The sequence below is a fragment of the Mesorhizobium shangrilense genome, assembly GCF_028826155.1.
GTDB classification, from domain to species: Bacteria; Pseudomonadota; Alphaproteobacteria; order Rhizobiales; family Rhizobiaceae; genus Arvimicrobium; species Arvimicrobium flavum.
Genome location: NZ_JAQGPN010000001.1, coordinates 1,804,809 through 1,828,035, shown reverse-complemented (window position 1 = coordinate 1,828,035; position 23,227 = coordinate 1,804,809). Strand labels below are relative to the sequence as shown.

The following is a 23,227-nucleotide window of genomic DNA, read 5'->3' as shown; positions in this document are numbered from 1 at the left end:
TAGTCGCGCCTCTTTCCCTCTTCGACACTCGGTTGCGTTTGCCGCGGAAACCGCGCCCGGCGAAGTCGCCTTCGCGCGCATCCCTAATTCTCGTCCGTAAGAATTTGGCGTTGTTGGAAAACGCCTCTCGCGAGAATGTCGAGCAACAAAGTTTCAAAGACTGATTCGGAAGGCGGGCCGATGATAGTGATTGTAGACGAGCGCGAGCTCGTGACGGATGGTTATTGCTCGATGTTCGACCGCGAAGGGGTCGCGAGCGCAGGGTTCGCATCGAGCGAATTCGGCGACTGGGTCTCGAGCGCGGCCGACGAGGATCTGAAGTCGGTGCGGGCCATCCTGATCGGGGACTGCCCGGAGGACAAGGTGTCGCCGCGTCAGATCAGGGGACGCACAAGCGCCCCGGTCATCGCGCTCAGCGAGCAGAACTCGCTCGAGAACACGCTGCGGCTCTTCGAGTCCGGCGTCGACGATGTCATCCGCAAGCCGGTGCACATCCGCGAAATCCTGGCGCGCATCACGGCGATCCGCCGCCGCGCCAGCGAGGAGACGAACTACACCGAGATCGGCGCCATGAAGATCTTCCTGGACGGCCGCGATCCCGAGATCAACGGCGAGCCGCTGCCGCTGCCGCGCCGCGAGCGTCGCATCCTCGAATTCCTCGCAAGCAACTGCGGCCGCCGCGTCACCAAGACCCAGGTCTTCAACGCGATCTACGGCCTCTTCGACGAGGAAGTCGAAGAGAACGTGATCGAGAGCCACATCTCCAAGCTGCGCAAGAAGCTGCGCGAGAAGCTCGGCTACGATCCGATCGATTCGAAGCGTTTCCTCGGCTACCGGCTGGTCGTTTGAGGGCAGCCGGTTGGGTGCGGCTCACTCCACGTCCACCCTCCGGCCAACCCGGGAACAGCCTCACGCAAGCATGTCCGGCTAGCATGGCTTCCTGCGGAGAGTAACACCGAGGAGACGTTGGATGAGCTTATACGGAATGATGCGTACCGGCGTGTCCGGCATGAACGCCCAGGCGAACCGCCTCTCGACGGTTGCGGACAATATCGCCAACGCAAGTACGACCGGCTACAAGCGCTCGAAGACGGAATTCTCGTCGCTGCTCATGTCCAACATGCCCAACAGCTACAACTCGGGCGGCGTGAACACGACGGTGATGAACACCATCAGCCAGCAGGGACTGCTCCAGTACACGACCTCCGCGTCCGACCTGGCGGTCAAGGGCGACGGCTTCTTCGTCGTGCAGAACGCCAACGGCCAGACCTATCTCACCCGCGCGGGCGCGTTTGTCCCGAACGCCGAGGGCGAGCTGGTGAACGCCGCCGGCTTCAAGCTCATGGCCTACAGCTACGCGAACGGCGATCCGGCTGCGACCGCGAACGGCACTGCCGGTCTGGAGACCGTCGTCATCCGCGACGACGAGCTGTCTGCCGATCCGAGCACCATCGGTCTGTTCAAGGCGAAACTGCCGGCCGACGCGGCGCCACTGCCCGCCCTGACGAACGCGGCCGGCGCCCAGTACACGGCAAAGTCCTCGCTGGTGGTTTATGACAATGTCGGCCGCGAGGTGTTGGTCGACGTCTATTTCACCAAGACCGCCGACAATACCTGGGACATGCAGATCTACGATCAGTCGCTGGCTACCCCGGGGACGACGTTCCCCTACAGCGCCGGTCCGCTGGCCACCCAGACGCTCACCTTCGATCCCGCGAACGGCAGCATCACCAACGCGCCACCCGAGATCAGCTTCACCGTCCCAGGCGGTCAGCCCTTCACCATGGACCTGTCGCAGATGAGCGAACTGGGAGGCGAGTACACGGTGCTCGACGCCAAGGCGAACGGCAACCCGCCCAGCCCCATCGACCAGATCGTCATCGACGGCGACGGCACCATCTTTGCGCAATATGCCAACGGCTCGCTGAAGCCCCTCTACAAGATCCCCCTCGCCGACGTGGCGAGCCCCGATCGCCTAACCGTGCTCCCGGGCAACGTCTATTCGGCGAACCAGGACTCAGGCGACCTCCAGGTCGGCTTTGCGCAGACGGCCAGCCTGGGCACCATCGTGTCCGGCGCGCTTGAGAACTCCAACGTCGACATCGCCGAGGAACTGACGACGATGATCGAGTCCCAGCGCACCTACACCGCCAATTCGAAGGTCTTCCAGACAGGTTCGGACCTGATGGACGTCCTGGTCAATCTGAAGAGGTAGCCTGAATCCAGGCTGCGGAAGTATCGGATATGTCGCTTACTACTGCGCTCAACATTGCACAATCGGCGCTCCTGGCGACATCCCGCCAGACCAGCGTCGTTTCGCAGAACGTGGCCGGGGCCCGCGACCCCGACCACACGCGACGCATCGCAGTCGTATCGAGCACGGGGCCGGGCGCCCGCGTCGTCCAGATCCAGCGGGCCACGAACGAACTCCTGTTCCGGCAGAATCTCGTGGCGGGCTCCTCCCACGCCGCACAGAGCGCACTGCTCAACGGCATGGAGCGGCTGGGCATCGCGGTGAACGGCGCCGACAACGCGACTGCCCCGGCGGCAGCGCTCGCCGAGCTTCAGAAGGCGCTGGACATCTATGCGGCCAACCCGTCCAACCGCAATCTCGCAGAGGTCGCAATCGACGCCGCGCGCCACGTCGCGCGCACGCTCAATGCAGGCACCGGGTCCATCCAGTCGTTCCGGGCTGAGACGGATGCGGACATTGCCACGAGCGTTGGCGAGCTCAACGATCTTCTGGCGCGCTTCGAAGACGTCAACCGGGCGATCATCAGCGGCACACGGGCCGGCCGCGACGTCTCCCAGGCTCTCGACCAGCGCGACGGTCTCCTGAAGAACATTTCGGAGCTCGTCCCGATCTCCACCTTCACGCGCGGCGACAACGACATGGTGATCATGGCCGGCAACGGCTCCACCCTGTTCGAGACCGTTCCGCGCAAAGTCGCGTTCGAGCCGCTCGCCGGCTATTCGGCCGGCGCGACCGGCAACGCGGTCTATGTCGACGGCGTCCCCCTCGCCGGCGGCTCGGGGGGCAACACCAACGCGTCAGGCAAGCTCGCCGGCCTGGTCCAGTTGCGCGACAGTGTCGCCTCCACGATGCAGAGCCAGCTCGACGAGGTCGCGCGCGGAATGATCGCGGCCTTCGCCGAGACCGACCCATCTGCGGTCATGCCGGATCGGCCGGGCCTGTTCACCTGGCCGGGCGCTCCCGGCATGCCGGCGGCGGGCGCCCTTGTCGACGGCCTTGCCGGCGTGATCCGCCTGAATGCTGCCTTCGATTCCTCGGTCGGCGGCAATCCCGAGTTCTTGCGGGACGGCGGCGCCAACGGCGCGGCCTACATCTCCAACACCTCCAACGCCGCCTCCTACTCCGACTTGCTGATGAAGTATGGCGACCGCCTCGATCAGCCGATCGCGTTCGATCTCGCCGCCCAGAACGGCAGCTCGGCCAGCGTGCTGACCTACGCCAGCAACTCGATCGGCTGGTTCGAAGGCGTGCGCCAGGACGCATCGCGCGCCATGGAGGCCAAGGAAGCGCTTGCGATGCGGACCCAGGAGGCGTTGTCCAACGCCACCGGCGTCAACGTCGACACCGAGATGACGCTGCTGCTCGACCTCGAGAACGCATACGAAGCCTCCGCCCGCATCCTGAAGGCGGTCGATGAGATGCTGGTCGCGCTACTGGCCGCGGTGAGGTAGCCATGAAGACGACCTTCGTTTCCACCGTCGGCTCTTCCCAGTCCCTGCGCTACCAGCTCGCGCGCATGCAGTCCGAACTCGTCAGCGCCAACAAGGAAGCGCAGACGTTCAGAGTCGCCGACCGTGGCCTCGCCTTTGGGGCCCGGACGTCGCAATCGGTCACCATGTGGCGGGACCTCGATCGTCTCGAGCATATCCAGAGCCAGAACGGCCTGGTCGCTTCCCGCCTCACCTCGACACAGAATTCGCTCAAGCAGCTCGAGGAGCGCGCGCAAGCGTTCCTGTCGACGCTCACTGCGGGCATCGGCGGCGACGCCACTGCCGGCGTGACCCGCGGCGACGCCAAGGCCACGTTGGACACCCTCACCTCCATCCTCAACACCAGCGTCAACGGCGAGTACATCTTCGCCGGCATCAACACCGACGTGAAGCCCATCGGCGACTATACCGCCGCCGGTTCGCCCGCCAAGGCCGCATTCGATGCGGCCTTTGCTGGTTTCTTCGGTTTCCCGCAATCCGACCCCGCGGCTGCCGGCATCACCGCAGGCCAGATGGACACGTTCCTCACCACCGTCGTCGAGCCGCAGTTCCTCGGCGCCGGATGGCAGGCGAACTGGTCGGACGCCAGCGACGAGCAGATCACCAGCCGTGTCGCGCTCAACGAGACGCTGAAGACCTCCGTCACCGGCAACATCGACGGCATCCGCAAGCTGGCGATGGCCGCGACGACGATTTACGACATGATGTCGGCGCCCGACATGAGCCCGGCCGCCAAGGCGACGATGCTCGACCGTGCATACAAGATGGTCAGCGAATCCATCGCGGAGCTCACACAGGCGCAATCCGAACTCGGTGTCGTCCAGCAGCAGGTCACCAAGGCCACCGATCGCATGGCGGTGCAGGCCGGCGTCCTCGAGAGCGCTATCGGAAAGATGGAGGGCGTCGATCCATACGAAGCCTCGACGCGCGTGACTGCCCTCGTGGATCAGATCGAGCTTTCCTACTCGCTCACCGCGCGCTTGCAGAAACTGAGCCTCATGAAGTTCCTATAGAGGGCACCCGGGCGCCATGTACCAATTCTCATACGCCGACGTTCAGACCGACTCGATTGCCGATGCGCGGGACCGTGAGCGTCAGTTGCTCACCCGCTCGATCGACCTTCTTTCCGAGGCGCGCCAGGCGGGCGTGGACTCGCTTCAGACTGTCGAGGCGATCCATTTCACCAACCGCGTGTGGACCTCGCTGATCGAAGACCTGGGAAGCCCCGAAAACGCGCTCCCGAAGGAGTTGCGGGCCAACCTCATCTCCATCGGCCTGTGGCTGATGCGCGAGGCGGAAGACCTGCGCCAGGGCCGCTCGGACAATTTTGACGGCATCATCGAGGTCAGCCAGATCATTCGCGACGGCATTCAATGAAGAACACCCTCAAGATAACGCTGAAGCCCGGCGAAAAGATCTACGTCAACGGCGCGGTGATCCGCGTCGAGCGCAAGTCGAGTCTCGAGTTCCTGAACGATGTGAGCTTCCTTCTGGAGAGCCACGTACTCCAGGTGGAGGACGCGACGACCCCGCTTCGCCAGCTTTATTTCATCGCCCAGGTCATGCTGATGAACCCAAGCGGCGCCGGGGAGGCGCGCGACATGTTCCGCAAGTCGCTGACCATGCTGCTTGCGAGCTTCGAAAACCCCGAGATCAGCAATGGCCTCAAGCAAGTCGACCGTCTCGTCGGCGAGGGCCAGCTCTTCGAGGCGCTGCGCTCGATCCGCGCGCTCTATCCGCAGGAGGCCGCCGCGCTCGCCGGCCAGGCCGCCGACGACCGCCGGGAAGTCACCGAACGTCCATTCGCCACAGCCGTTGGGGAGTAGCAAAGCATGCCGATCTCTTTCGACACGACCCTGCCGCCCGGCTACACGCCGAAGACGGCTGCATCGAAGACCTCCGTCGACTACCAGAGCTTCCTGAAGCTGCTGATCGCGCAGATGAAGAACCAGGACCCGACGAGCCCGATGGAATCGACTGAGTACGTCGCCCAGATCGCGGCCTTCTCGCAGGTCGAGCAGTCTGTTCAGATGAACCAGAAGCTGGACCAGATGTTGCAGGCGTCGTCGCTGTCACAGGCCGCTTCGCTGATCGGCCGCACCGTCACCTCCGAGGACGGCAATGTCTCCGGCGTCGTCAAGGAAGTGAAGCTCGGTGGGAGCGGCCTGGTGGCCGTCACCGACGGCGGCAAGGAAATATCGATCACTCCCGGCGTCAAGATAAGCTAAGATTTCGCCATGAACGAGGCTGATGCCCTCGATATCGTCCAGTTCGCCATCTGGACCGTGCTTGTCGCTGCCGGCCCGGCGGTGGCCGTCGCCATGATCGTCGGCGTCGCCATCGCGCTGGTCCAGGCGCTGACCCAGATCCAGGAAATCACGCTTACCTTCGTCCCCAAGATCCTGGCCATCCTCATCGTCGTCGCCTTCACGGGCTCCTACATGGGCGGCCAGCTCGCCGCGTTCTCGAACGTCATCTTCGAGCGCATCGAGACGGGATTCTAGCGCCTCGTCCTCACCCTCGCACAAGCTTCGCCGTCTAGGCTCCTGACATGGGCGCCTACGCGCCCGATGGAGCATGTGCGAATGGCCCTGACCGAAACGATTGCCGCAAAGCCTGCCGACGGCGGCAGCGGTCGCGACGTCTTCTTCGCGCTCGGCATCGTCGTCATCCTGGCGGTGCTGTTCCTCCCCATCCCCGCGTTCCTGATCGACGTCGGCCTCGCGTTCTCGATAGCCATCTCGGTTCTGATCCTGATGGTGGCGCTGTGGATCCAGCGGCCGCTCGACTTCTCCGCCTTCCCGACGGTGCTCCTGATCGCCACCATGCTGCGCCTGTCGCTGAACATTGCGACGACGCGCATGATCCTCTCGCACGGCAATGAGGGCACGCACGCCGCCGGCCACGTGATCGGGGGCTTCTCCAAGCTGGTGATGAGCGGCGACTTCGTCATCGGCCTGATCGTCTTCATCATCCTGATCATCGTCAACTTCATCGTCATCACCAAGGGCGCGACCCGCATCGCCGAGGTCGGCGCCCGCTTCACCCTCGACGCCATTCCCGGCAAGCAGATGTCGATCGACGCCGACCTCTCCGCCGGCATGATCGACGAGAAGACGGCTCAGCTGCGCCGCCGCGAACTCGAGGAGGAAAGCTCCTTCTTCGGCTCCATGGACGGCGCCTCGAAATTCGTGCGCGGCGACGCCATCGCCGGCCTCATCATCACCGCCATCAACATCATCGGCGGCATCGTCATCGGCTACTTCCGCCACGACATGAGCCTCGGCGACGCATCGGACGTGTTCGTAAAACTCTCCGTCGGCGACGGCCTCGTCACCCAGATCCCGGCGCTCATCGTCTCGCTGGCGGCGGGTCTGCTGGTCTCCAAGGGCGGCACGCGCGGCTCCGCCGACCAGGCAGTGTTCGGCCAGCTCGGCGCCTATCCGCGAGCCCTCTATGTGGCCGCCGCGCTGCTGCTCTTCCTCGGCCTGATGCCGGGCCTCCCGCTGTTCCCGTTCCTCGCGCTCGCCTGCGCGATGGCGGCGATCGGCTACGTCGTGCCGATGCGCCAGAAGCGCGTCGCGGCGGAGGCTGCAGCGGTGGCTCAGGAGCAGGAACTATCGAAGCAGGAGGCTGAGCGCGACTCGGTCAAGGAATCGCTGAAGACGGCCGAAATCGAGCTTCTCATCGGCAAGCAGCTGTCGACGAAGCTGCTCGTCTCGCATCAGGAACTCGCCTTCCGCATGTCGAAGATGCGCAAGAAGTTCGCCCAGCAGTTCGGCTTCGTGGTGCCCGAAGTGCGCGTCACCGACGACTACACGATCCCGTCCAAGAGCTACCAGATCAAGATTCACGGCACCGTCGTCGCCGAGCACCAGTTGCGCGTCGGCGAGATCATGGTTCTGCTCGGCAATCGTGAAGCCCCGGATATCCCCGGCGAAGAGGTCAAGGAACCGGCCTTCGGCATGCGCGCCTGGTCGGTGCCGGAAATGTTCGCTGAGGACCTCAAGCGCGAGCAGTTCACCTTTGCCGACAATATGTCGGTCCTGCTGACCCACCTCTCGGAAGTGATCCGCAACAACCTGCCTCAGCTGCTATCCTACAAGGATATGAAGGCGCTGATCGACCGGCAGGACCCGGAGTACCGCAAGCTGGCCGAGGAGATCTGCACCTCGCACATCTCCTATCCGGGCCTGCAGGCGGTGCTGAAGCTGCTGCTCGCCGAGCGTGTCTCGATCCGCAACCTGCACCTCATCATCGAGGCGATCGCCGAGATCGCGCCGCATGTGCGCCGGACCGAGCAGATCGTCGAGCATGTTCGCATCCGCATGGCCCAGCAGATCTGCGGCGACCTCTCGGAGAACGGCGTGCTGAAGGTGCTGCGCCTCGGCAACCGCTGGGACCTCGCCTTCCACCAGAGCCTCAAGCGCGACGCCAAGGGCGAGGTGCGCGAATTCGACATCGACCCGCGCCAGCTGGAAGAATTCGGCCAGGAGGCGACGAAGGCGATCCGCAAGCATCTCGACGCCGGCGAGCGCTTCGTCATGGTGACGGCGCCCGACGCACGCCCATATGTGCGCATGATCATCGAGCGGCTGTTCTCGACCCTTCCCATCCTGTCGCATGTCGAGATCGCCAAGGGGGTTGAACTGCGCGTGCTCGGCGCCATTTCGTGAACCAGGTCGCCGAAACCGCTGTCATCGCGGCGTTTCTGGCGTTCTGCCGCATCGGCGCCTGCTTCATGGTGATGCCGGGCTTCTCCAGCATCCGCTTGCCGATCCAGATCAGGCTCTTCATCGCGCTCGCCGTCACCGGCGCGCTGCTCGTCTCGCTGTGGGACCAGATCGCGCCGTTCGCCGACCGCCGGCCGGGCGTCCTGGGTCCGCTCATCGCCTCCGAACTCATGATCGGCGGGCTGATCGGGCTGATGACCCGCTTCTACATCCTGGCGCTGCAGTTCATGGGCTCGGCGATCGCCATGCTGATCGGCTATGGCGGCATGAACGGGCCGGGCATCGAGGATGGCGAGCCGGAGTCGGCGATCGGCGCGCTGATCTCCTTCTCCGCCCTCCTCCTTCTCTTCGTCTTCGACTTCCACCATGAGATCGTGCGCGCGCTGGTGGATTCCTACGAGATCGTTCCGGTCGACATCGCCTTCCGCCCCCAGGCTGCCCTGGTCGATCTCACCGACACGCTGTCGGAGAGTTTTTTCGTCATGCTGCGCATCGGCAGCCCGTTCGTCGCCTACGCGATCCTGGTCAACCTGACGGTCGGCTTCGTCAACAAGCTGACGCCGCAGATTCCGGTCTACTTCATCTCGCTGCCCTTCGTGATCACGGGCGGGCTGTTCATCCTCTATTTCTCGATCGGCACGATGCTGAGCCTCGTCGCCGACAGCTTTGTCCCGGTCACCATAGGAAGGTAGTCATGGCGTCACGCGTTGACCGTCTGAAGAAGCTGCTTTCCGTACAGGAGCAGTTGAAGTCCCTGCACGAGACGCGCCATGCCGGCCATGTCGCGGCGGCTGCCGAAGCGGCCCGCGAGGCGGCCGAGATCGCCGAGCGGTTCAACCGGGATGACTCGCTTTCGGCCCTCTTCCCCGAGGTCTACAACAACCGGATCGCAAGCGCCCTGACCCGCGGCGAGGCGAGCCGCGCCGCCGCCGAGCAGGAACTGCAGCTCGTCGCGACCGCCACCGCACGCACCAATCTGGTCGAGCGCAACTACCGTGACGCGCGCCGGCAGGAGGAGCGCGAACAAGGCGACCAGGAGCGTCTGGAGATGATCATGAATGTTCGCCGACCGCCCGGGTAAGGTTGCCACAAGCTTGTGCGGCGATAGTTGCACGGACCACCCACGAGAGGCGCGCCCGTTGGCCATTTCCCCTCCAAGCGACATTGTGCTCGACGTCGCCCGCGCCGCCGAACCCACGGCGGTAGAAGCCGCTCGCGCCGAACTGCTGCGCAGGGCGCACGGGCCTGCCGACGTTCCTTTTGAGGTCGAGTCCCGGCCGCTCCAGGTGGCCTCCGCTCCGGCGCTTTCGCGCACGACGTCCCAGGATTCGCTTCCCGATGCATCGCGCAAGTTCGAGGCGATGATCCTCCAGACCTTCATCTCGTCCATGATGCCGAAGAACGCCGAAGGCACCTATGGCCAGGGCATCGCCGGCGACATGTGGAAGTCGATGATGGCGGAGAAGATCGCCGGCGTCGTCGCCGAACGCGGCGGCATCGGCATCGCAGACCGCATCTTCGGCGACTTTCACATGCAGGGCGAGACGAAGATTCCCGTCGCCGGCGTTACGCCTCACGCTGATCTGAGCATCGGCGCGCCGTCGGCCGTGGCGACCGCGCTCGTCGACCAGATCGAGCGGCAGCTCGCTCGCGAGATCGGCACTCAGGCGGCGAATGGCGCCGGACTGTTCAAGAAATGATGGTTTGATCGATGGACTACACCCCTTATAGCGCTCAACTTCCCGTCCGCGCCGCGATGCCTGACATGTCTGCGGGGCGGCCCTCGAGCCTCCTTGCCATCATCAGCCGTATCGAGGAGACGGTGGACGAGGAGACGGCCGCCATCCACACCGACCTGAACTTCGACCTGAAAGCCTCGAATGCCCGCAAGAGCCGCGGCCTCTACGAACTGACGCGCGCCATGAAGGGCATCAGCGAGCACGAACTCGGCATCGAGCATCGGGATGGCATGCTCCGGCTCCGCAAGAAACTCGAGCGCAACGAGATCATGATCCGCGCCCACCTCGACGCCGTCGGAGAAGTCGCATCCCTGATCCAGTCGGCGATACAGCGTGCCGAAACGGACGGCACGTATTCGTCGCACGAGTTCGGCCGATAGCATGATCAAGTTCATCGCCGCAGCGATCTGGATCTGCGCCGCCACGCTCGGCGCAGTTTTCTATTCCTTCCAGACATCGGCGGCGAAGCCCGAGGGGACAGAAGCGGTCAATCCGCTCCTCGGCGGGCTCGACTACATCAAGACAGACGTCATACCCGTGCCGGTGGTGAAGCAGTCGGCCGTCACCGGATACTTCCTCACCAAGCTGGTCTACACCGTCGATCCGTCGGTGATGGCAAGGCTCTCGGTCCCCGCCGACAGCATGATCACGGACGTGCTCTATTCCCACCTCTTCGGAAGCCCTGAGATCGACTTCACGCGTCCGACCGCGCTCGATCTCGACGCCTTTCGCAGCCAGATGCGGGATGCGATCAACAAGCGTGTCGGCGAGCAGCTCGTCCACGAGATCCTGGTCGAGCAGGTCGACTACCTGTCGAAGGACGAGATCCGCGACAACGCCCTGCGCCGTCGCGTCTCCGACATGAAGACCCCCAAATTTACCGCCGAGAAGCCGTCGCATTAGCGCCTCCCGGCGAAAGCTCTGGTCCACTCGCCCGATCTCAGGTCGATGCGATACGGATCAAAAGCGCCGGCGATAACGTTGACGTAAACGTCACATGACCCTATGTCGTCAAGGTATGATCTTGCGCGGACGTGCGCCGGTCTGGAAATCGGCTTCAACGGCGAGGGAAGAGAAAGAATGGCTATTCAGGACGTTGCGGAGAAGATGCGCTCGCGTGTCGAGGGGTCGGGATTCGACCGTTCGGTGAAGTTCGACACCGGCTCTGACGGCGTCATCGTCATCGACGGCGCGACGATCTCGACCACCGACGCTCCGGCGGACTGCACCATCACCCTGGCGCTCGACGATCTCGAGGCTCTGGTGGCGGGCGAACTCAATCCGACCGCGGCATTCATGCAGGGCAAGCTGAAGGTGGAAGGCGACATGTCGGTCGCCATGGCGCTCAGCCAGGTGCTTTAGGGCAAAGAGGCGCGCCGTCCACCGGCGCGCCTCTTTGCATTTCACCAAGCCGGCGCGGTCGCACGCGCCGATCGTGGGTTTTCCCTACTACGCCGCAGCAGCCATTTTCGGCAGCTTGCGCCCCGCCGCCTTGAGCACGCCTTTCGCGCCGTCGAGCGCCCCGTCGACCAACTCCAGCGCCAGGAACCGGTGGCGCTCATAGGGTCCCGGCATGGCAAGCTCGCCGGTCTTCTCCGCCGAGAAGCCGAACCGCGCATAGTAGGGCGCATCGCCCACCAGCAGGATGGCCTTGTGGCCGAGCCGCCGCGCTTCACCGATCGCCAGCCGCATCAGCGCCGAGCCGACGCCGGCGCTCTTCAGCGACGGGTCGACGGCCAGCGGACCGAGCAGCAGCGCGCCGACGCCGTTCTCTCCTGCTGTGACGTCCCACAGCCGCACCGTTCCCACGACTGCGCCGTCCGCGCCGCGCGCGACGAACGCCAGCCCTTCCGACGGCTTGCGGCCGCGGCGCAGCTTCTCCGACGACTTGCGCCTGCGGCCCGGCCCCATGGCGCGGTCGAGCAGCGCTTCGCGCGAGGCTTCGTCCGCCGCCGTCTCGGCGACGATGGAGACAGCAGCCATCTCCCCCTTTGAGGGGAAGATCGGCCAATTGGCGGCTGAGTTCGCCGCTATGTTCTGGGCTTTCATTGTAGCGATCCTCTTCACAAGCGGAGGTCTGTTCCACGAGCGAACCCGCCGCCGGCCTGCTGCCGGCGACAGGGCGATCTGAGGGGCCGGAGCCCCTCAGATCACGTAGGATCGGAGTGGCTCGAAGCCGTTGAAGGCGACCGCCGAATAGGTGGTCGTGTAGGCGCCGGTGCCTTCGATCAGCACCTCGTCGCCGATGGTCAGCGACAGCGGCAGCGGGTACGGCGTCTTCTCGTACAGCACGTCCGCCGAATCGCAGGTCGGGCCGGCGAGCACGCAGGGCGCGACCTCGCTGCCGTCATGCGGCGTCACGATCGGGTAGCGGATCGCCTCGTCCATCGTCTCGGCGAGGCCGCCGAACTTGCCGATGTCGAGGTAGACCCAGCGCACGTTGTCGTTGTCGGCCTTCTTCGAGATCAGCACGACTTCCGACTTGATGACGCCGGCATTGCCGACCATGCCGCGGCCTGGCTCGATGATGGTCTCCGGGATGCGGTTGCCGAAGTGCTTCGACAGCGCCTCGAAGATCGCCTGGCCGTAGGCCTGCGCCGCCGGCACGTCCTTCAGGTAGCGCGTCGGGAAACCGCCGCCCATGTTGACCATCTTCAAGACGATGCCCTCCTCGGCCAGCGTCGCGAAGACGCGCTTGGCGTCGCCGAGCGCGCGGTCCCATGCGGAGAGGTCGCACTGCTGCGAGCCGACATGGAACGACACGCCATAGGCGTCGAGGCCGAGCTGCCTGGCGCGCCGCAGCACGTCGATCGCCATTGCCGGCACGCAGCCGAACTTGCGCGACAGCGGCCACTCGGCGCCCTCGCCATCGGTCAGCACGCGGCAGAACACGCGTGAGCCGGGAGCAGCCCGCGCCACCTTTTCGACCTCCTCGACGCAGTCGACCGCATACAGGCCGATGCCCAGCTCGAAGGCGCGCGCGATGTCGCGCTCCTTCTTGATGGTGTTGCCGAAGGAGATGCGCTCCGCGGGCGCGCCGGCGTCCATGGCCATCTCGATCTCGGCAACCGACGCGGTGTCGAAGGACGAGCCCATCGAGGCCAGCAGGCGCAGGATCTCCGGCGCCGGGTTTGCCTTCACCGCGTAGTAGATCTTGGAATCGGGAAGCGCCTTCTCGAAGGCGTGGAAATTGTCGCGCACGACGTCGAGGTCGACCACGAGGCATGGGCCGTTCGGGCGTCGGGTGGCGAGGAAGTCGAGAACGCGCTGCGTTGCCATCAGTCTCTCCAAAGCGCCTTTCGGGCGCGCGCAAGGGATCATGCTCGCGGGCGTCGGCCACGCGGACATGCGGTCAAACAAAGGCGTGAGACAACGACGCGAGCCCAGTCTTTGGAGGCGCTGGACCCGAGAACGCGATTCACGCGGCGGTGAGCGAAAGCCTTGCGGGCTCAAGCTCGCTTTGTCTGCCTTGGCTTGGAAGGGAATCCCTACCGCACTGCCGGCAATGAAGGTGTGCCTCTTCAGTAACCCCGAGCTTTGGACGCTCGGCAGACACCAGAAAGGCCCGCACCGTCGTTGCTTCAAGACGTCCTCGGATCGGCGGTTGGCCGCTGAACCGACCGGGCTCGTTAGTTCCCGGGTACCGTCCCGATTGCCTCGCCATTTCGAGGATCGGGGGACGCCCACAGGCACGTGCGACTTTGGGCAAGCGCGCATATAGTTTTGATGCGCGTCACAATCAACGAAAATCGAAGGCCCTGTTGAAAAAATGCACGGCCTGAACGATGCTGAACGCATTGTCTTCAAGGGATGAACAATGTCGATCGATCGCGACCCTTTCAACGCATTCCTGGGTGTTCCCGAAGTCATTGTTTCCAATTCACAATCTGGCCCGCTTGCGGGGCTGACGCTGGCCGTCAAGGATATCTTCGACGTCGCGGGCCTGAAGACCGGATGGGGCAATCCGCAACGATTTGCCGAGGCGCAGCCGGCGCTGTCCTCGGCCCCGGCGGTGCAGGCGCTGCTCGATGCGGGCGCGCGATTCGCCGGCAAGACCCAGACCGAGGAACTCGCCTTCTCGATGCTCGGCCAGAACGTCCACTTCCCCCACCCCATAAACCCCGCCGCTCCGGGCCGCGTGACCGGAGGTTCCTCGTCCGGATCGGCAGCGGCGGTGGCCGGCGGGCTCGTCGATATCGCAACCGGCTCGGACACTGGCGGCTCGGTACGCGCGCCGGCCAGCTTCTGCGGCCTGATCGGCCTGCGCACCACACACGGGGCGATCCCGCTTGAAGGCACGATGCCGCTCGCGCCGTCCTTCGACACCTTCGGCTGGTTCGCAAAGGACATCGATACGTATGAGAGTGTGGGAGAGGTGCTACTGGGCGCAGGGTCCCCCTCCCCCTCGAGGGGAGGGTCGGTCGGCACAGCCGACCGGGGTGGGGTCGTTGCGGCGGCGCGCGACGCCAAGTCGGCGCCACCTTCTGAGGCTACCCCCTCTGCCGCCTCTGGCGGCATCTCCCCCTCGAGGGCGGAGAAAAGCCCCCTTACCCGCCCCCTCCGCATTGCCGCCCTCGACGCCCTGCTCATGGGCCCCGACGAGACCGCGGAATACCGCCGCCTCGCCGCCATCGCCGCCGATGTACTCGGCCCCGCCCGTGACGCCGCTCCTCCGCCGCAGTCGATCGACGAACTCTACTGGTGCATGCGCAAGCTGCAGGCCCGCGAAGCGTGGGAAGCGCATGGCGACTGGATCGGAAGGCCGGGCCGCCAAATGGGCGAGGCGACGCGCGCGCGCTTCCTCTTCGGCAAGACCGTCACCGATCAGGAGGTGGCGGAAGAGACCACGCGCCGCGAAGCCTTCACCCGCTGGCTGGCGGATCTCCTGTCGGACGATGGCGTACTCGTGCTGCCCACGGCACCATGCGTCGCCCCGCCGAGCGACGGAAGCGCCGAGGTGTTCAGCAATTTCCGCGAGCAGGCCATCCGCCTGCTTTGCTGGTCCGGGCTTTCCGGTTTCCCCCAGATCAGCTTGCCGCTGGGCAGTGTCCACGGCGCGCCGTTCGGCCTGTCCCTCCTCGGCCCAGCCGGCAGCGACATGACGCTGATCCGGCTCGGACGGCGCATCCTGAAACACGCTGGGAAAGCCTGATGGACACGCTCACCCGCATGCGCGCCTTCATCGACGTGGTCGAGGCCGAGGGGTTTTCCGCAGCCGGCCGCAAGATCGGCCGCTCGAAGGCGCTGCTGTCAAAATATGTGCGAGAACTGGAAGACGAACTCGGCACGCTGCTGCTCAACCGCACCACGCGCCAGTTCTCGCTGACCGAGGCCGGGCACAGCTACTACAAGCGCGCTTCCGAACTGATCCACGAGATCGACAGCCTGCAGGAATCCGTGCGCGACACCTCCGGGGACGTCCGCGGCCGCATAAAACTCTCCGCCGCACGCAGCTTCGCGGATGCCGAGATCGGCCACTGCCTGATCGACTTCGCCAAGCAGCATCCCGACATCGTGCTTGAGATCCATCTGGACGACCGTTTCGTCGACATGGTGGAGGAAGGCTTCGACCTCGCCATCCGCATCACGCGCATGGAAAGCTCGTCGCTGATCGCCCGCAAGCTCGCCCCGTTCTCCGTCTATATCACCGCCTCTCCCGAGCTGATCGAAACGCACGGCATGCCGACCAGGCCGCAGGATCTGGCCGGCCTGCCCTGCATCATCGACACCAACGGCCGCTGGCTGTCCAACTGGCAGTTCCGGCGGGAGAACGGTGAGCCGTTCTCGGTGTCCGTTTCCGGGCCGCTCGAAGTGAACAGCCCGCTCGCTGCACGCGCCGCCGCCCTCGCCGGGCTGGGCTTCTGCATCCTGCCGGACTTCATCGCCGAGCCGGAGTTGCGCGCCGGCCGGCTGGTCCGCGTCCTCGACGGCTTTCTGCCCAACAATGCCGGCATCTTCGCCGTCTATCCGCACCGCCGCTACCTGCCGGCGAAGGTGCGCGTGCTGGTGGATTTTCTGGTGCAATGGTTCAAGGCGAACGGCCGCAACGAGTGAGCATCTCTGACGCACCCGCCGCCCCCGTCCAATTTCCGCCCGCTTTGGGTCCGATCTCCACTGTTTCCTGAGGTTTCCTTACAGCCCATGCGAAGTCTCCCTCGAGTTGCGATTCACGCTGCCGCCGCCCTAGCTGCGCTGACGGCCGCGACGCCGGCATATGTTCATCCTCACGTCTTCGCCGAGGCGCGCCTCGACGTCGACATCGACTCCGGCGGCAACGTTTCAGCCCTCAAGCATGTCTGGCGCTTCGATGACGTCTTCTCCAGCACCGTCCTGATGGAGTTCGACGCCAACCAGGACCTCGTGCTCGATGAAACGGAGCTGAGAGAGGTGTCGAAGACCGTCTACGAATCCATCGGCGAGTTCGGCTACTTCCAGCTGGTCACCCTCGACGGCAAGGACGTGGCGATGCAGACGGACGAGCTGTTCGCCAACTTCGAGGACAACCAGCTCATCATCCTCTTCCAGAGCAAGCCGAGAGAGCCGCTGAAGCTTGCCGGCAAGATCGACTTCGGCGTCTACGACCCGACCTTCTACACGGCCATCGAATTCGTCCGGGACGACCAGATGGCCGTCAACGGCATGCCGGCCAATTGCACGCGCACCGTCATCCGACCGGATCCGGACGAGGCGCTGGCGCAGAACCAGCAGAGCCTCACCGAGGCGTTCTTCAACGATCCGGCCGGCACCGACATGAGCAAGATCTTTGCCACGCGGCTCGAACTGACCTGCGGAGGATGACCAGATGAGCAAGAAAACCATCCGCATCGTCTTCGGCCTGCTCCTGGTCGCCTACGTGCTCACGCATTTCCTTGGGCGCGCGCATGCGCAGAGTTCGCTGGGCATCGGCGTCAACGAGGCCACCGTGCCCTCGACCGGCGTCTTCGCGGGTCTGATGAACTGGATCAACGTGCAGCAGCAGGGTTTCTACCGGTCGCTCACCGGCGCCCTGAAGTCGATGCGCGACGGCGGCGGCGGCGCCTGGGCGCTGGTCGGCCTCTCGTTTGCCTACGGCGTCTTCCACGCAGCGGGGCCGGGACACGGCAAGGCGGTCATCTCCTCCTATATGCTGGCCAACGAGGTGGCGCTCAGGCGCGGCGTGATGCTGTCCTTCGTCTCGGCCTTCCTGCAGGCGCTCACCGCCATCCTGATGATGACCGTCGTCTTTCTTGCCCTGCGCGGGACTTCCATCTCGATGACCGACGCGACCCGCTTCCTGGAGATCGCATCCTATGCGCTGATCACGCTCTTCGGCGCCTGGCTGCTGTGGCAGAAGGCGTGGCCGCGCCTGGCCGGCGTCCTCGGCCGTAGCCGGCCAGTCAGCCTGTCGGCGGCGCAAGCGCATCCCCACGCGCATCGTGACCACGGGCACGGCCATCACCACCATCACCACCATGCCCACGGCGATCACCGTCACCATCACCACGCGCACGACCATCATCATGCCGGCGAGGTCTGCGCGAGCTGCGGCCACAGCCACGCGCCGGACCCGGCCATGCTGTCGGGCGACCGGTTCGACTGGCGGACGGCATGGTCCGCGGTGGCCGCGGTCGGCCTGCGTCCGTGTTCCGGCGCATTGATCGTCCTGACCTTCGCGTTCCTGAACGGCCTGTGGGTGGCCGGCATCCTGTCGGTCTTCGCCATGGCGCTCGGCACCGCGATCATGGTGGCGACGCTCGCCACCATGGCGGTCACCGCCAAGAACTGGGCGGTCGCCTTCGCCGGCGACGGCCGCATGGGCAACCGCATCCACGCGGCGATCGAGATCGGCGGCGCGGGAATGGTCTTTTTGCTCGGGCTGCTGCTGCTCGGGGCGAGCCTCAGCGCGTGAGCGAAATTCCTACCCACGCTTCTGCAGCTTCTGGAACTTCTTGACCAGCCTGTCGCGCTTCAGCGGCGACAATCTTTGGATCCAGAACATGCCGTCGAGCTGGTCGATCTCGTGCTGGTGGCAGGCGGCGAGGAAGCCGTCCGCCTCCTCCACCTGTTCCGCGCCGTCGAGGTCGCGATATGAGACGCGCACTCGCGCCGGCCGTTCGACCTCTTCCGTCACCCCCGGCATGGAGACGCTGCCTTCAGTATGACGCGCCGTCTCCGCCGTGGCCCACGCAACCTGCGGATTGACGTAGATGCGCACCGGCTCTCCGGCAGCCGCACGCAGCGCCACCAGCCGCTTCGCGATGCCCACATGCGGAGCGGTGATGCCGATCGCCCCGACCGAATGAAGCGTATCGACGAGGTCATCGGCGAGTGCGCGCAGGTCTGCGCCGAAAAGGTCTACGGGCTCCGCCACGACCCGCAGCCGCGCGTCGGGGAACATCACGATCGGTCGACTAGCCATACCGACCCCTCAAGAACATGGCGGCCCCTCTGAAGTTTTGCTAATGTCCGGCCGAAAGTCGAACCTGCGCCGTTAGCGTTAAGCCGCAGAGGACGATGCATGCGCAAGCTCCAATCGCAGGGCGTCCACCACATCACGCTGGTCGGCGCCGACAGGCAGACATCGATCGATTTCTGGGAGGGCGTGCTCGGCATGCCCTTCATCTTCGAGCAGCCGAACCTCGATCGCGCCACAGAAAATCATCTCTATTTCGATCCCGGCGACGGACGCCTCATCACGATCTTCACGAACGAGGAGCGAACGCCGGACCCGCGCCGGACGCCCACCGAGCCCGGCTGTGTGCACCATATCGCCTTCTCCGTCTCGCGCGTGTCCTTCCTGCAGGCGGTGGAGCGGCTTGACGAGCGCGGCATCGAGCACAGCGGCGTCAAGGACCGCGGCTTCATGGATTCCATCTACTTCAAGGATCCGATGGGACTGCTGATCGAACTGGCATCCTACCGTTTCGAGCCGCCGCACGGCTTCACCCACGCCGACGTGCTGATGGAAGCGCACAACATCAGGCTGAAGCGCAACGACTATGCCATCGCGGAGGTCCATCTGGCCGACGCCATCGAAGCGCTGACGGCACGCTCCCGCGCAACGCTGTCGCCGGACCGAGAGCCGAAGAATCCTTACTGAACAGCGATGGGGAGGAATTGAATGTCGACGGTCAAGCTCAGCATCATCAAGCCGAGCGTCAACAACATGACGGCGCGGGTGTTCCTTCGCGCAGCCGGCATCCCGTTCAGCGAGCACGACGTCTTCGGCCAGACGCGGCAGCCCGACTTCCTGGCGCGCAATCCCGCGCACCTCACGCCGATGATCGAGGACACCGGGCTGCCCAAGGGTGCGCTTTGGGAAAGCTGCGCGATCATGCAGTACTTCTGCAACAAGCACGGGCTGGAGCAGTTCTACCCGAAGGATCCGGCGAAACGCGCGATGATCGACAGCGCGATGTTCTATCTGATCGGCACCTTCTATCCATATCTGGCCCGCGCCACCTACCCCATGCTCGGCTTCCCGCAGTATCCCGGCGAGGTCGGGCACAGCGAAGCCGACGCGACGTCCAAGGAAACAGCCCGGAAGGCGGCGGTCGAGGCGCTGGCCGAACCGCTCGAGGTGTTCCGCACATTCTACATGGGCGACGCGCCCTTCATCGGCGGCGACAAGCCGTCCATCGCAGACATTCGCCTTGCCGCGACACTCGAGTTCCTGGCCGTCATCGACTATCCGCTGCCGGATTGGGCCAAGCGATATGTGGCGTCGATGGAGGAAACTTTGGGCGCGGCATATTCCGAACCCGCCGCCGACGTTCGCGGCTACATCTCTTATGTGAAATCAAAGCCCGCGTAGCGAACGCCCGTCATGCCGGCGTCTTTGCGGCTGAAGGCGGTTCGACGGCATGGAGCCGTCCCGCGTTGCGCGAATGTACTGTTCCCCGGTCCCGGGGCGAAGTTGCCCGCGGGCGGATGATGGAGCGAGCGCCAACGGGGAGCCGGTCGGGCCGCTATGCGCTACGGCCGACTTCGTCCTCGATATACGCCTTGACGATCTCGTCGAAGCTCGCCTCGGCCTTGAAGCCGAGTTCCTTTGCACGCTTCGCCTCGAAGCGCGTGGCCCAGTTCTTCACGATTCCCCAGACCGCCTCGTCGTGCTCCTCCCGGATCAGCTTGACGGCGTCCTCGCCGGCGACGCGGCGCAGCGCCTCGATCTGCTCGCCGACTGTCACGGCGACGCCGGGCATGGTCAGGTTGCGGCGCGGGCCGACCTTGGCCCCGTCGATCTCCGCCCCATGCATCAGGAAGCCAACAGCGGCGCGCGGGCTGGCATGGGTGTGCAGCACGGTGCGCGGCACGGGCAGGATCGCCTCCTGCCCCGCCAGCGGCTCGCGGATGATGCCGGAGAAGAAGCCGGACGCCGCCTTGTTCGGCTTGCCGGGCCGCACGCAGATGGTCGGCAGCCTGATGCCGATGCCGTCGAGAAAGCCCCGCCGCGTAAAATCGGTGAGCAGCAGTTCGCTCATCAGCTTCTGCGTCCCGTAGGAAGACAGCGGCGCCTGCTGGAAATCGTCCGGAATGACGTCCGGGAATGGCCCGCCATAGACCGCGATCGTCGAGGCGAAGACCAGCCGCGGCTGATAGCCTTCCGCCAGTCTGACGGCATCGAGCAGCGCCCGCGTGCCGTCGAAGTTCACCCGATAGCCGAGGTCGAAATTCGCCTCGGCTTCGCCGGAGACGATGCCGGCGAGGTGGAAGATGACGTCCGGCCGGTCGGCGATCAGTTTTTCGGCGGCGCCCGCATCGGCCATGTCGCCCGTCAACGTCCGGATGGCGATACCGGGTGCATCCGGCGTCTGGGCCGGCACGATGTCGTGCAGGTCCAGCGCGGTGATCTTCCGACCCCGAAGCGTCCCGTCCTTGATCAGCCGGCTGGTCAGCTTGCGGCCGATCATGCCGGCCGCGCCCGTCATCAGGATGCGCATGTCATTCTCCTCCACGGCTGCGCCCGCGCAGCCAGAACAACAGAAAGAAAGCCGCGACGAAGGCGACCGCGATCGCCCCCGCCGCTGCCGTCGAATAGTTGCCGACTGCGACCATGATGCGCGGCATCAGAAATGCGACCAGCCCGAAGCCGAGCAGGATGATCGCCGCAGCGATGGCGGAATTGCGGTTGTTCTTGTCCATTCACCTTCCCATGAGCGCCCCGTGCTTCGGGGCGCCGCTTCCACGTTCGTGCCAGCGCGTGCCGGCCCCGCTCATGCGGACTTCACAATGAAAAGCCGCCGTCGACCGGTATCACCGTCCCCGTGGTGAACGCCGCCTCGTCGGATGCGAGATAGACCACGATGGGCGCGATCTCGATGGCGTCGCCGACACGGCCCATGGGCTGGCGCTGGACGAACATCTCCATCGCCTTTTCCTTGCTGCCCCATTCCTTGCCGAGCGAATCGACCCGGTCCTCCCAGGACGGCGACTTGAAGGTGCCCGGCGCAATGGCGTTGCAGCGCACGCCGTCGCGGATGTAGTCGGCCGCCACTGCCTTGGTCAGCCCGATCACCGCCGCCTTGCTGGCGCCATAGGCGTAGCGGTTCGGGATGCCGCGGATCGATGAGGCACCCGAGGCGACGTTGACGATCGAAGATGTCTTTCCACTCGCCTTGGCACGCGCCAGCATTCCCGGCAGAAACGCCTTGATGGTGCGGTGCATGGACTTCACGTTCAGGTCGAAGGAGAAATCCCAGTCCTTCTCGCTCGTCGTCAGCGCGCTGCCGTGATGCACGTAGCCGGCGACGTTCACCAGGATGTCGATCTCGCCGACCTTGGCCGCATACGCCTCGACCGCCTTGGTCGAGAGCACGTCGAGCTTCGCCTTCTTGGCGCGGGCCAGTCCCTCGAGCTTGTCGCGCTGGACGTCCGACGCATAGACGGTCGCTCCCTCGGCCACGAACAGTTCGGCGATCGCCCGCCCGATCCCCTGCCCAGCGGCAGTGACGACCGCGATCTTCCCCTTCAGTCTTCCCGCCATCCTAATTCCTCTCACAATCGGCTTGGTTGATGGATTCTCGTCAGTGCAGATGCTCGGGCCGCGCATCGGCGCACTGCCCGTATTCCGGCTCTACCGTCGCATGCGCGATCCCGTGGCGGGTCGCCAGCCGCGCCTTGATGGCCGACACGGCGCCGTGAGGATCGGTTCCCTCCACGAGGCAGGCGTGCAGCGTCGCCATGTTGCGGGACCCGTCGATAGACCAGACATGCATGTGGTGGATTTCGCGGACGCCGCTGACGGAGGCTTCGAGGTCGCGCGCGATGCCGTCGCGGTCGAGGCTCTCGGGCACACCCTCCAGCAGGACATGCGCCGCTTCCTTCATCAGCCGCCACGCCGTCGACAGGATGAGCACCGCGACCAGCACCGAGAGGATCGGATCGATCGGCGTCCAGCCGGTCGCCAGGATGATGATCGCGGCGACGATCGCGGCAGCCGAGCCAAGCATGTCGCCCATCACATGCAGTATCGCCCCGCGCATGTTCAGGCTCTCCCGGTCGCCGCCGTGCAGGACCACGAAGCCGGCGATGTTGACCAGAAGCCCGACGACCGCCACGACAAGCATCGGGCCGCCCAGCACCGGCGGCGGGTCGAGGAACCGCACGATCGCTTCGTAGACGATCCACAATGCGATGGCGAAGATGGTGACGCCGTTGGTGTAGGCGACCAGCGTCTTCACGCGTCCGAAGCCGTAGGTCATGCGCATAGTCGCCGGCCGCTCGCCGAGATGGAACGCATACCAAGCGAGCCAGAGCGCGATCGAATCCGTCAGCATGTGGCCGGCGTCCGCCAAGAGCGCCAGCGAGCCGGTGATCCAGCCGCCTGCCGCCTCGACGATCATGAACCCGCCGGTCAGGCAGGCGGCGATCAGGACGCGCTTCTTGTCGGTGTTCTCATGAACATGCACGCCGGGGCCATGGCTGTGCCCGGCATGGGAATGGTCATGGCCTCTCCCGCGAGCATGGCCCTCGTCTTGCCCATGCTCATGCCCGTGGTCATGCCCGCCATGCGAATGCGACATGGTTTGT

The 23,227-nt window shown here is 65.1% G+C and carries 28 protein-coding genes; 21 read left to right on the top strand and 7 right to left on the bottom strand.

The window, feature by feature from the left end:
* Positions 1–180 precede the first annotated feature (180 nt).
* The 15 genes from PD284_RS08980 to PD284_RS08910 all read left to right on the top strand — a co-directional run bounded on the left by PD284_RS08980 (position 181) and on the right by PD284_RS08910 (position 11,578).
* Positions 181–849, top strand: coding sequence for a response regulator transcription factor (locus PD284_RS08980; RefSeq protein WP_274627863.1), 669 nt, complete (start codon positions 181–183; stop codon positions 847–849).
* Positions 850–970: 121 nt separating this feature from the next.
* Complete coding sequence (locus tag PD284_RS08975) at positions 971–2,215, top strand: flagellar hook protein FlgE (protein WP_274627862.1); 1,245 nt, start codon at positions 971–973, stop codon at positions 2,213–2,215.
* A gap of 29 nt (positions 2,216–2,244) precedes the next feature.
* On the top strand, positions 2,245–3,705 hold the full coding sequence (gene flgK, locus PD284_RS08970) for a flagellar hook-associated protein FlgK (RefSeq protein ID WP_274627861.1): 1,461 nt from the start codon (positions 2,245–2,247) through the stop codon (positions 3,703–3,705).
* Between the two features lie 2 nt (positions 3,706–3,707).
* Complete coding sequence (locus PD284_RS08965; protein WP_274627860.1) at positions 3,708–4,757, top strand: flagellar hook-associated family protein; 1,050 nt, start codon at positions 3,708–3,710, stop codon at positions 4,755–4,757.
* A 16-nt stretch (positions 4,758–4,773) separates the two neighbouring features.
* A complete protein-coding gene (gene flaF, locus PD284_RS08960; RefSeq protein ID WP_274627859.1) occupies positions 4,774–5,121 on the top strand; it encodes a flagellar biosynthesis regulator FlaF in 348 nt (115 codons plus the stop codon).
* Entirely contained in the window at positions 5,118–5,570 is a 453-nt protein-coding gene (flbT, locus tag PD284_RS08955; protein WP_274627858.1) for a flagellar biosynthesis repressor FlbT, read from the top strand. Before flaF ends, flbT begins: the two co-directional genes overlap by 4 nt.
* 6 nt (positions 5,571–5,576) lie before the next feature.
* Complete coding sequence (gene flgD, locus PD284_RS08950; RefSeq protein ID WP_274627857.1) at positions 5,577–5,972, top strand: flagellar hook assembly protein FlgD; 396 nt, start codon at positions 5,577–5,579, stop codon at positions 5,970–5,972.
* A gap of 9 nt (positions 5,973–5,981) precedes the next feature.
* Entirely contained in the window at positions 5,982–6,248 is a 267-nt protein-coding gene (fliQ, locus tag PD284_RS08945; RefSeq protein ID WP_274627856.1) for a flagellar biosynthesis protein FliQ, read from the top strand.
* A gap of 81 nt (positions 6,249–6,329) precedes the next feature.
* Positions 6,330–8,420 (top strand): flagellar biosynthesis protein FlhA, encoded by a 2,091-nt coding sequence (gene flhA / locus PD284_RS08940; RefSeq protein WP_274627855.1) that lies wholly within the window; start codon positions 6,330–6,332, stop codon positions 8,418–8,420.
* A 65-nt stretch (positions 8,421–8,485) separates the two neighbouring features.
* Complete coding sequence (fliR, locus tag PD284_RS08935) at positions 8,486–9,169, top strand: flagellar biosynthetic protein FliR (RefSeq protein WP_411956260.1); 684 nt, start codon at positions 8,486–8,488, stop codon at positions 9,167–9,169.
* Between the two features lie 2 nt (positions 9,170–9,171).
* Positions 9,172–9,558 carry a hypothetical protein gene (locus PD284_RS08930; protein WP_274627853.1) on the top strand — a complete coding sequence of 129 codons (387 nt, stop codon included), beginning with the start codon at positions 9,172–9,174 and terminating at the stop codon, positions 9,556–9,558.
* Positions 9,559–9,616: 58 nt separating this feature from the next.
* Positions 9,617–10,177 carry a rod-binding protein gene (locus tag PD284_RS08925; RefSeq protein ID WP_274627852.1) on the top strand — a complete coding sequence of 187 codons (561 nt, stop codon included), beginning with the start codon at positions 9,617–9,619 and terminating at the stop codon, positions 10,175–10,177.
* A gap of 65 nt (positions 10,178–10,242) precedes the next feature.
* Positions 10,243–10,596 (top strand): hypothetical protein, encoded by a 354-nt coding sequence (locus tag PD284_RS08920; protein ID WP_274627851.1) that lies wholly within the window; start codon positions 10,243–10,245, stop codon positions 10,594–10,596.
* A 1-nt stretch (position 10,597) separates the two neighbouring features.
* Positions 10,598–11,119: a hypothetical protein gene (locus PD284_RS08915; protein WP_274627850.1), complete on the top strand. Its 522-nt coding sequence runs from the start codon at positions 10,598–10,600 to the stop codon at positions 11,117–11,119.
* A 177-nt stretch (positions 11,120–11,296) separates the two neighbouring features.
* Positions 11,297–11,578, top strand: a complete 282-nt coding sequence (locus tag PD284_RS08910) for an SCP2 sterol-binding domain-containing protein (RefSeq protein WP_274627849.1) — start codon at positions 11,297–11,299, stop codon at positions 11,576–11,578.
* An 87-nt stretch (positions 11,579–11,665) separates the two neighbouring features.
* Here the strand turns inward: PD284_RS08910 and PD284_RS08905 are convergent, their stop codons facing one another.
* Complete coding sequence (locus tag PD284_RS08905) at positions 11,666–12,199, bottom strand: GNAT family N-acetyltransferase (protein WP_274630582.1); 534 nt, start codon at positions 12,197–12,199, stop codon at positions 11,666–11,668.
* A gap of 162 nt (positions 12,200–12,361) precedes the next feature.
* Positions 12,362–13,495: an ornithine/lysine decarboxylase gene (gene odc2 / locus PD284_RS08900; RefSeq protein WP_274627848.1), complete on the bottom strand. Its 1,134-nt coding sequence runs from the start codon at positions 13,493–13,495 to the stop codon at positions 12,362–12,364.
* Between the two features lie 538 nt (positions 13,496–14,033).
* Here odc2 and PD284_RS08895 point away from each other — a divergent pair.
* The 4 genes from PD284_RS08895 (at position 14,034) to PD284_RS08880 (ending at position 18,104) form a co-directional block, all read left to right on the top strand.
* Positions 14,034–15,368, top strand: coding sequence for an amidase family protein (locus tag PD284_RS08895; RefSeq protein WP_274627847.1), 1,335 nt, complete (start codon positions 14,034–14,036; stop codon positions 15,366–15,368).
* Positions 15,368–16,270, top strand: a complete 903-nt coding sequence (locus tag PD284_RS08890) for a LysR family transcriptional regulator (protein ID WP_274627846.1) — start codon at positions 15,368–15,370, stop codon at positions 16,268–16,270. Before PD284_RS08895 ends, PD284_RS08890 begins: the two co-directional genes overlap by 1 nt.
* A gap of 87 nt (positions 16,271–16,357) precedes the next feature.
* Positions 16,358–17,014 (top strand): DUF1007 family protein, encoded by a 657-nt coding sequence (locus tag PD284_RS08885; protein WP_274627845.1) that lies wholly within the window; start codon positions 16,358–16,360, stop codon positions 17,012–17,014.
* Between the two features lie 4 nt (positions 17,015–17,018).
* Positions 17,019–18,104 carry a nickel/cobalt transporter gene (locus tag PD284_RS08880; RefSeq protein ID WP_274627844.1) on the top strand — a complete coding sequence of 362 codons (1,086 nt, stop codon included), beginning with the start codon at positions 17,019–17,021 and terminating at the stop codon, positions 18,102–18,104.
* Positions 18,105–18,113: 9 nt separating this feature from the next.
* Here PD284_RS08880 and PD284_RS08875 read toward each other — a convergent pair whose 3' ends face one another.
* A complete protein-coding gene (locus tag PD284_RS08875) occupies positions 18,114–18,614 on the bottom strand; it encodes a peptide deformylase (protein WP_274627843.1) in 501 nt (166 codons plus the stop codon).
* Positions 18,615–18,713: 99 nt separating this feature from the next.
* On the opposite strand from PD284_RS08875, the gene PD284_RS08870 reads away from it, so the two are divergent.
* Positions 18,714–19,295, top strand: a complete 582-nt coding sequence (locus tag PD284_RS08870; protein ID WP_274627842.1) for a VOC family protein — start codon at positions 18,714–18,716, stop codon at positions 19,293–19,295.
* Positions 19,296–19,316: 21 nt separating this feature from the next.
* A complete protein-coding gene (locus PD284_RS08865; RefSeq protein WP_274627841.1) occupies positions 19,317–20,009 on the top strand; it encodes a glutathione S-transferase family protein in 693 nt (230 codons plus the stop codon).
* A 154-nt stretch (positions 20,010–20,163) separates the two neighbouring features.
* Here PD284_RS08865 and denD read toward each other — a convergent pair whose 3' ends face one another.
* The 4 genes from denD to PD284_RS08845 form a co-directional block, all read right to left on the bottom strand.
* Entirely contained in the window at positions 20,164–21,138 is a 975-nt protein-coding gene (gene denD / locus PD284_RS08860; protein WP_274627840.1) for a D-erythronate dehydrogenase, read from the bottom strand.
* A gap of 1 nt (position 21,139) precedes the next feature.
* Complete coding sequence (locus PD284_RS08855; protein ID WP_274627839.1) at positions 21,140–21,340, bottom strand: hypothetical protein; 201 nt, start codon at positions 21,338–21,340, stop codon at positions 21,140–21,142.
* 82 nt (positions 21,341–21,422) lie between these two features.
* Positions 21,423–22,181, bottom strand: a complete 759-nt coding sequence (locus tag PD284_RS08850; protein ID WP_274627838.1) for an SDR family oxidoreductase — start codon at positions 22,179–22,181, stop codon at positions 21,423–21,425.
* A 40-nt stretch (positions 22,182–22,221) separates the two neighbouring features.
* On the bottom strand, positions 22,222–23,220 hold the full coding sequence (locus PD284_RS08845) for a cation diffusion facilitator family transporter (RefSeq protein ID WP_274627837.1): 999 nt from the start codon (positions 23,218–23,220) through the stop codon (positions 22,222–22,224).
* Positions 23,221–23,227: the final 7 nt, after the last annotated feature.

What these genes read in the sequence shown, in the direction of transcription:
- PD284_RS08980 (WP_274627863.1), top strand. Translation starts at nt 181, where the DNA reads ATGATAGTGATTGTAGACGAGCGCGAGCTCGTGACGGATGGTTATTGC.
- PD284_RS08975 (WP_274627862.1), top strand. Translation starts at nt 971, where the DNA reads ATGAGCTTATACGGAATGATGCGTACCGGCGTGTCCGGCATGAACGCC.
- flgK (WP_274627861.1), top strand. Translation starts at nt 2,245, where the DNA reads ATGTCGCTTACTACTGCGCTCAACATTGCACAATCGGCGCTCCTGGCG.
- PD284_RS08965 (WP_274627860.1), top strand. Translation starts at nt 3,708, where the DNA reads ATGAAGACGACCTTCGTTTCCACCGTCGGCTCTTCCCAGTCCCTGCGC.
- flaF (WP_274627859.1), top strand. Translation starts at nt 4,774, where the DNA reads ATGTACCAATTCTCATACGCCGACGTTCAGACCGACTCGATTGCCGAT.
- flbT (WP_274627858.1), top strand. Translation starts at nt 5,118, where the DNA reads ATGAAGAACACCCTCAAGATAACGCTGAAGCCCGGCGAAAAGATCTAC.
- flgD (WP_274627857.1), top strand. Translation starts at nt 5,577, where the DNA reads ATGCCGATCTCTTTCGACACGACCCTGCCGCCCGGCTACACGCCGAAG.
- fliQ (WP_274627856.1), top strand. Translation starts at nt 5,982, where the DNA reads ATGAACGAGGCTGATGCCCTCGATATCGTCCAGTTCGCCATCTGGACC.
- flhA (WP_274627855.1), top strand. Translation starts at nt 6,330, where the DNA reads ATGGCCCTGACCGAAACGATTGCCGCAAAGCCTGCCGACGGCGGCAGC.
- fliR (WP_411956260.1), top strand. Translation starts at nt 8,486, where the DNA reads ATGGTGATGCCGGGCTTCTCCAGCATCCGCTTGCCGATCCAGATCAGG.
- PD284_RS08930 (WP_274627853.1), top strand. Translation starts at nt 9,172, where the DNA reads ATGGCGTCACGCGTTGACCGTCTGAAGAAGCTGCTTTCCGTACAGGAG.
- PD284_RS08920 (WP_274627851.1), top strand. Translation starts at nt 10,243, where the DNA reads ATGTCTGCGGGGCGGCCCTCGAGCCTCCTTGCCATCATCAGCCGTATC.
- PD284_RS08915 (WP_274627850.1), top strand. Translation starts at nt 10,598, where the DNA reads ATGATCAAGTTCATCGCCGCAGCGATCTGGATCTGCGCCGCCACGCTC.
- PD284_RS08910 (WP_274627849.1), top strand. Translation starts at nt 11,297, where the DNA reads ATGGCTATTCAGGACGTTGCGGAGAAGATGCGCTCGCGTGTCGAGGGG.
- PD284_RS08905 (WP_274630582.1), bottom strand. Translation starts at nt 12,199, where the DNA reads ATGGCTGCTGTCTCCATCGTCGCCGAGACGGCGGCGGACGAAGCCTCG.
- odc2 (WP_274627848.1), bottom strand. Translation starts at nt 13,495, where the DNA reads ATGGCAACGCAGCGCGTTCTCGACTTCCTCGCCACCCGACGCCCGAAC.
- PD284_RS08895 (WP_274627847.1), top strand. Translation starts at nt 14,034, where the DNA reads ATGTCGATCGATCGCGACCCTTTCAACGCATTCCTGGGTGTTCCCGAA.
- PD284_RS08890 (WP_274627846.1), top strand. Translation starts at nt 15,368, where the DNA reads ATGGACACGCTCACCCGCATGCGCGCCTTCATCGACGTGGTCGAGGCC.
- PD284_RS08885 (WP_274627845.1), top strand. Translation starts at nt 16,358, where the DNA reads ATGCGAAGTCTCCCTCGAGTTGCGATTCACGCTGCCGCCGCCCTAGCT.
- PD284_RS08880 (WP_274627844.1), top strand. Translation starts at nt 17,019, where the DNA reads ATGAGCAAGAAAACCATCCGCATCGTCTTCGGCCTGCTCCTGGTCGCC.
- PD284_RS08875 (WP_274627843.1), bottom strand. Translation starts at nt 18,614, where the DNA reads ATGGCTAGTCGACCGATCGTGATGTTCCCCGACGCGCGGCTGCGGGTC.
- PD284_RS08870 (WP_274627842.1), top strand. Translation starts at nt 18,714, where the DNA reads ATGCGCAAGCTCCAATCGCAGGGCGTCCACCACATCACGCTGGTCGGC.
- PD284_RS08865 (WP_274627841.1), top strand. Translation starts at nt 19,317, where the DNA reads ATGTCGACGGTCAAGCTCAGCATCATCAAGCCGAGCGTCAACAACATG.
- denD (WP_274627840.1), bottom strand. Translation starts at nt 21,138, where the DNA reads ATGCGCATCCTGATGACGGGCGCGGCCGGCATGATCGGCCGCAAGCTG.
- PD284_RS08855 (WP_274627839.1), bottom strand. Translation starts at nt 21,340, where the DNA reads ATGGACAAGAACAACCGCAATTCCGCCATCGCTGCGGCGATCATCCTG.
- PD284_RS08850 (WP_274627838.1), bottom strand. Translation starts at nt 22,181, where the DNA reads ATGGCGGGAAGACTGAAGGGGAAGATCGCGGTCGTCACTGCCGCTGGG.
- PD284_RS08845 (WP_274627837.1), bottom strand. Translation starts at nt 23,220, where the DNA reads ATGTCGCATTCGCATGGCGGGCATGACCACGGGCATGAGCATGGGCAA.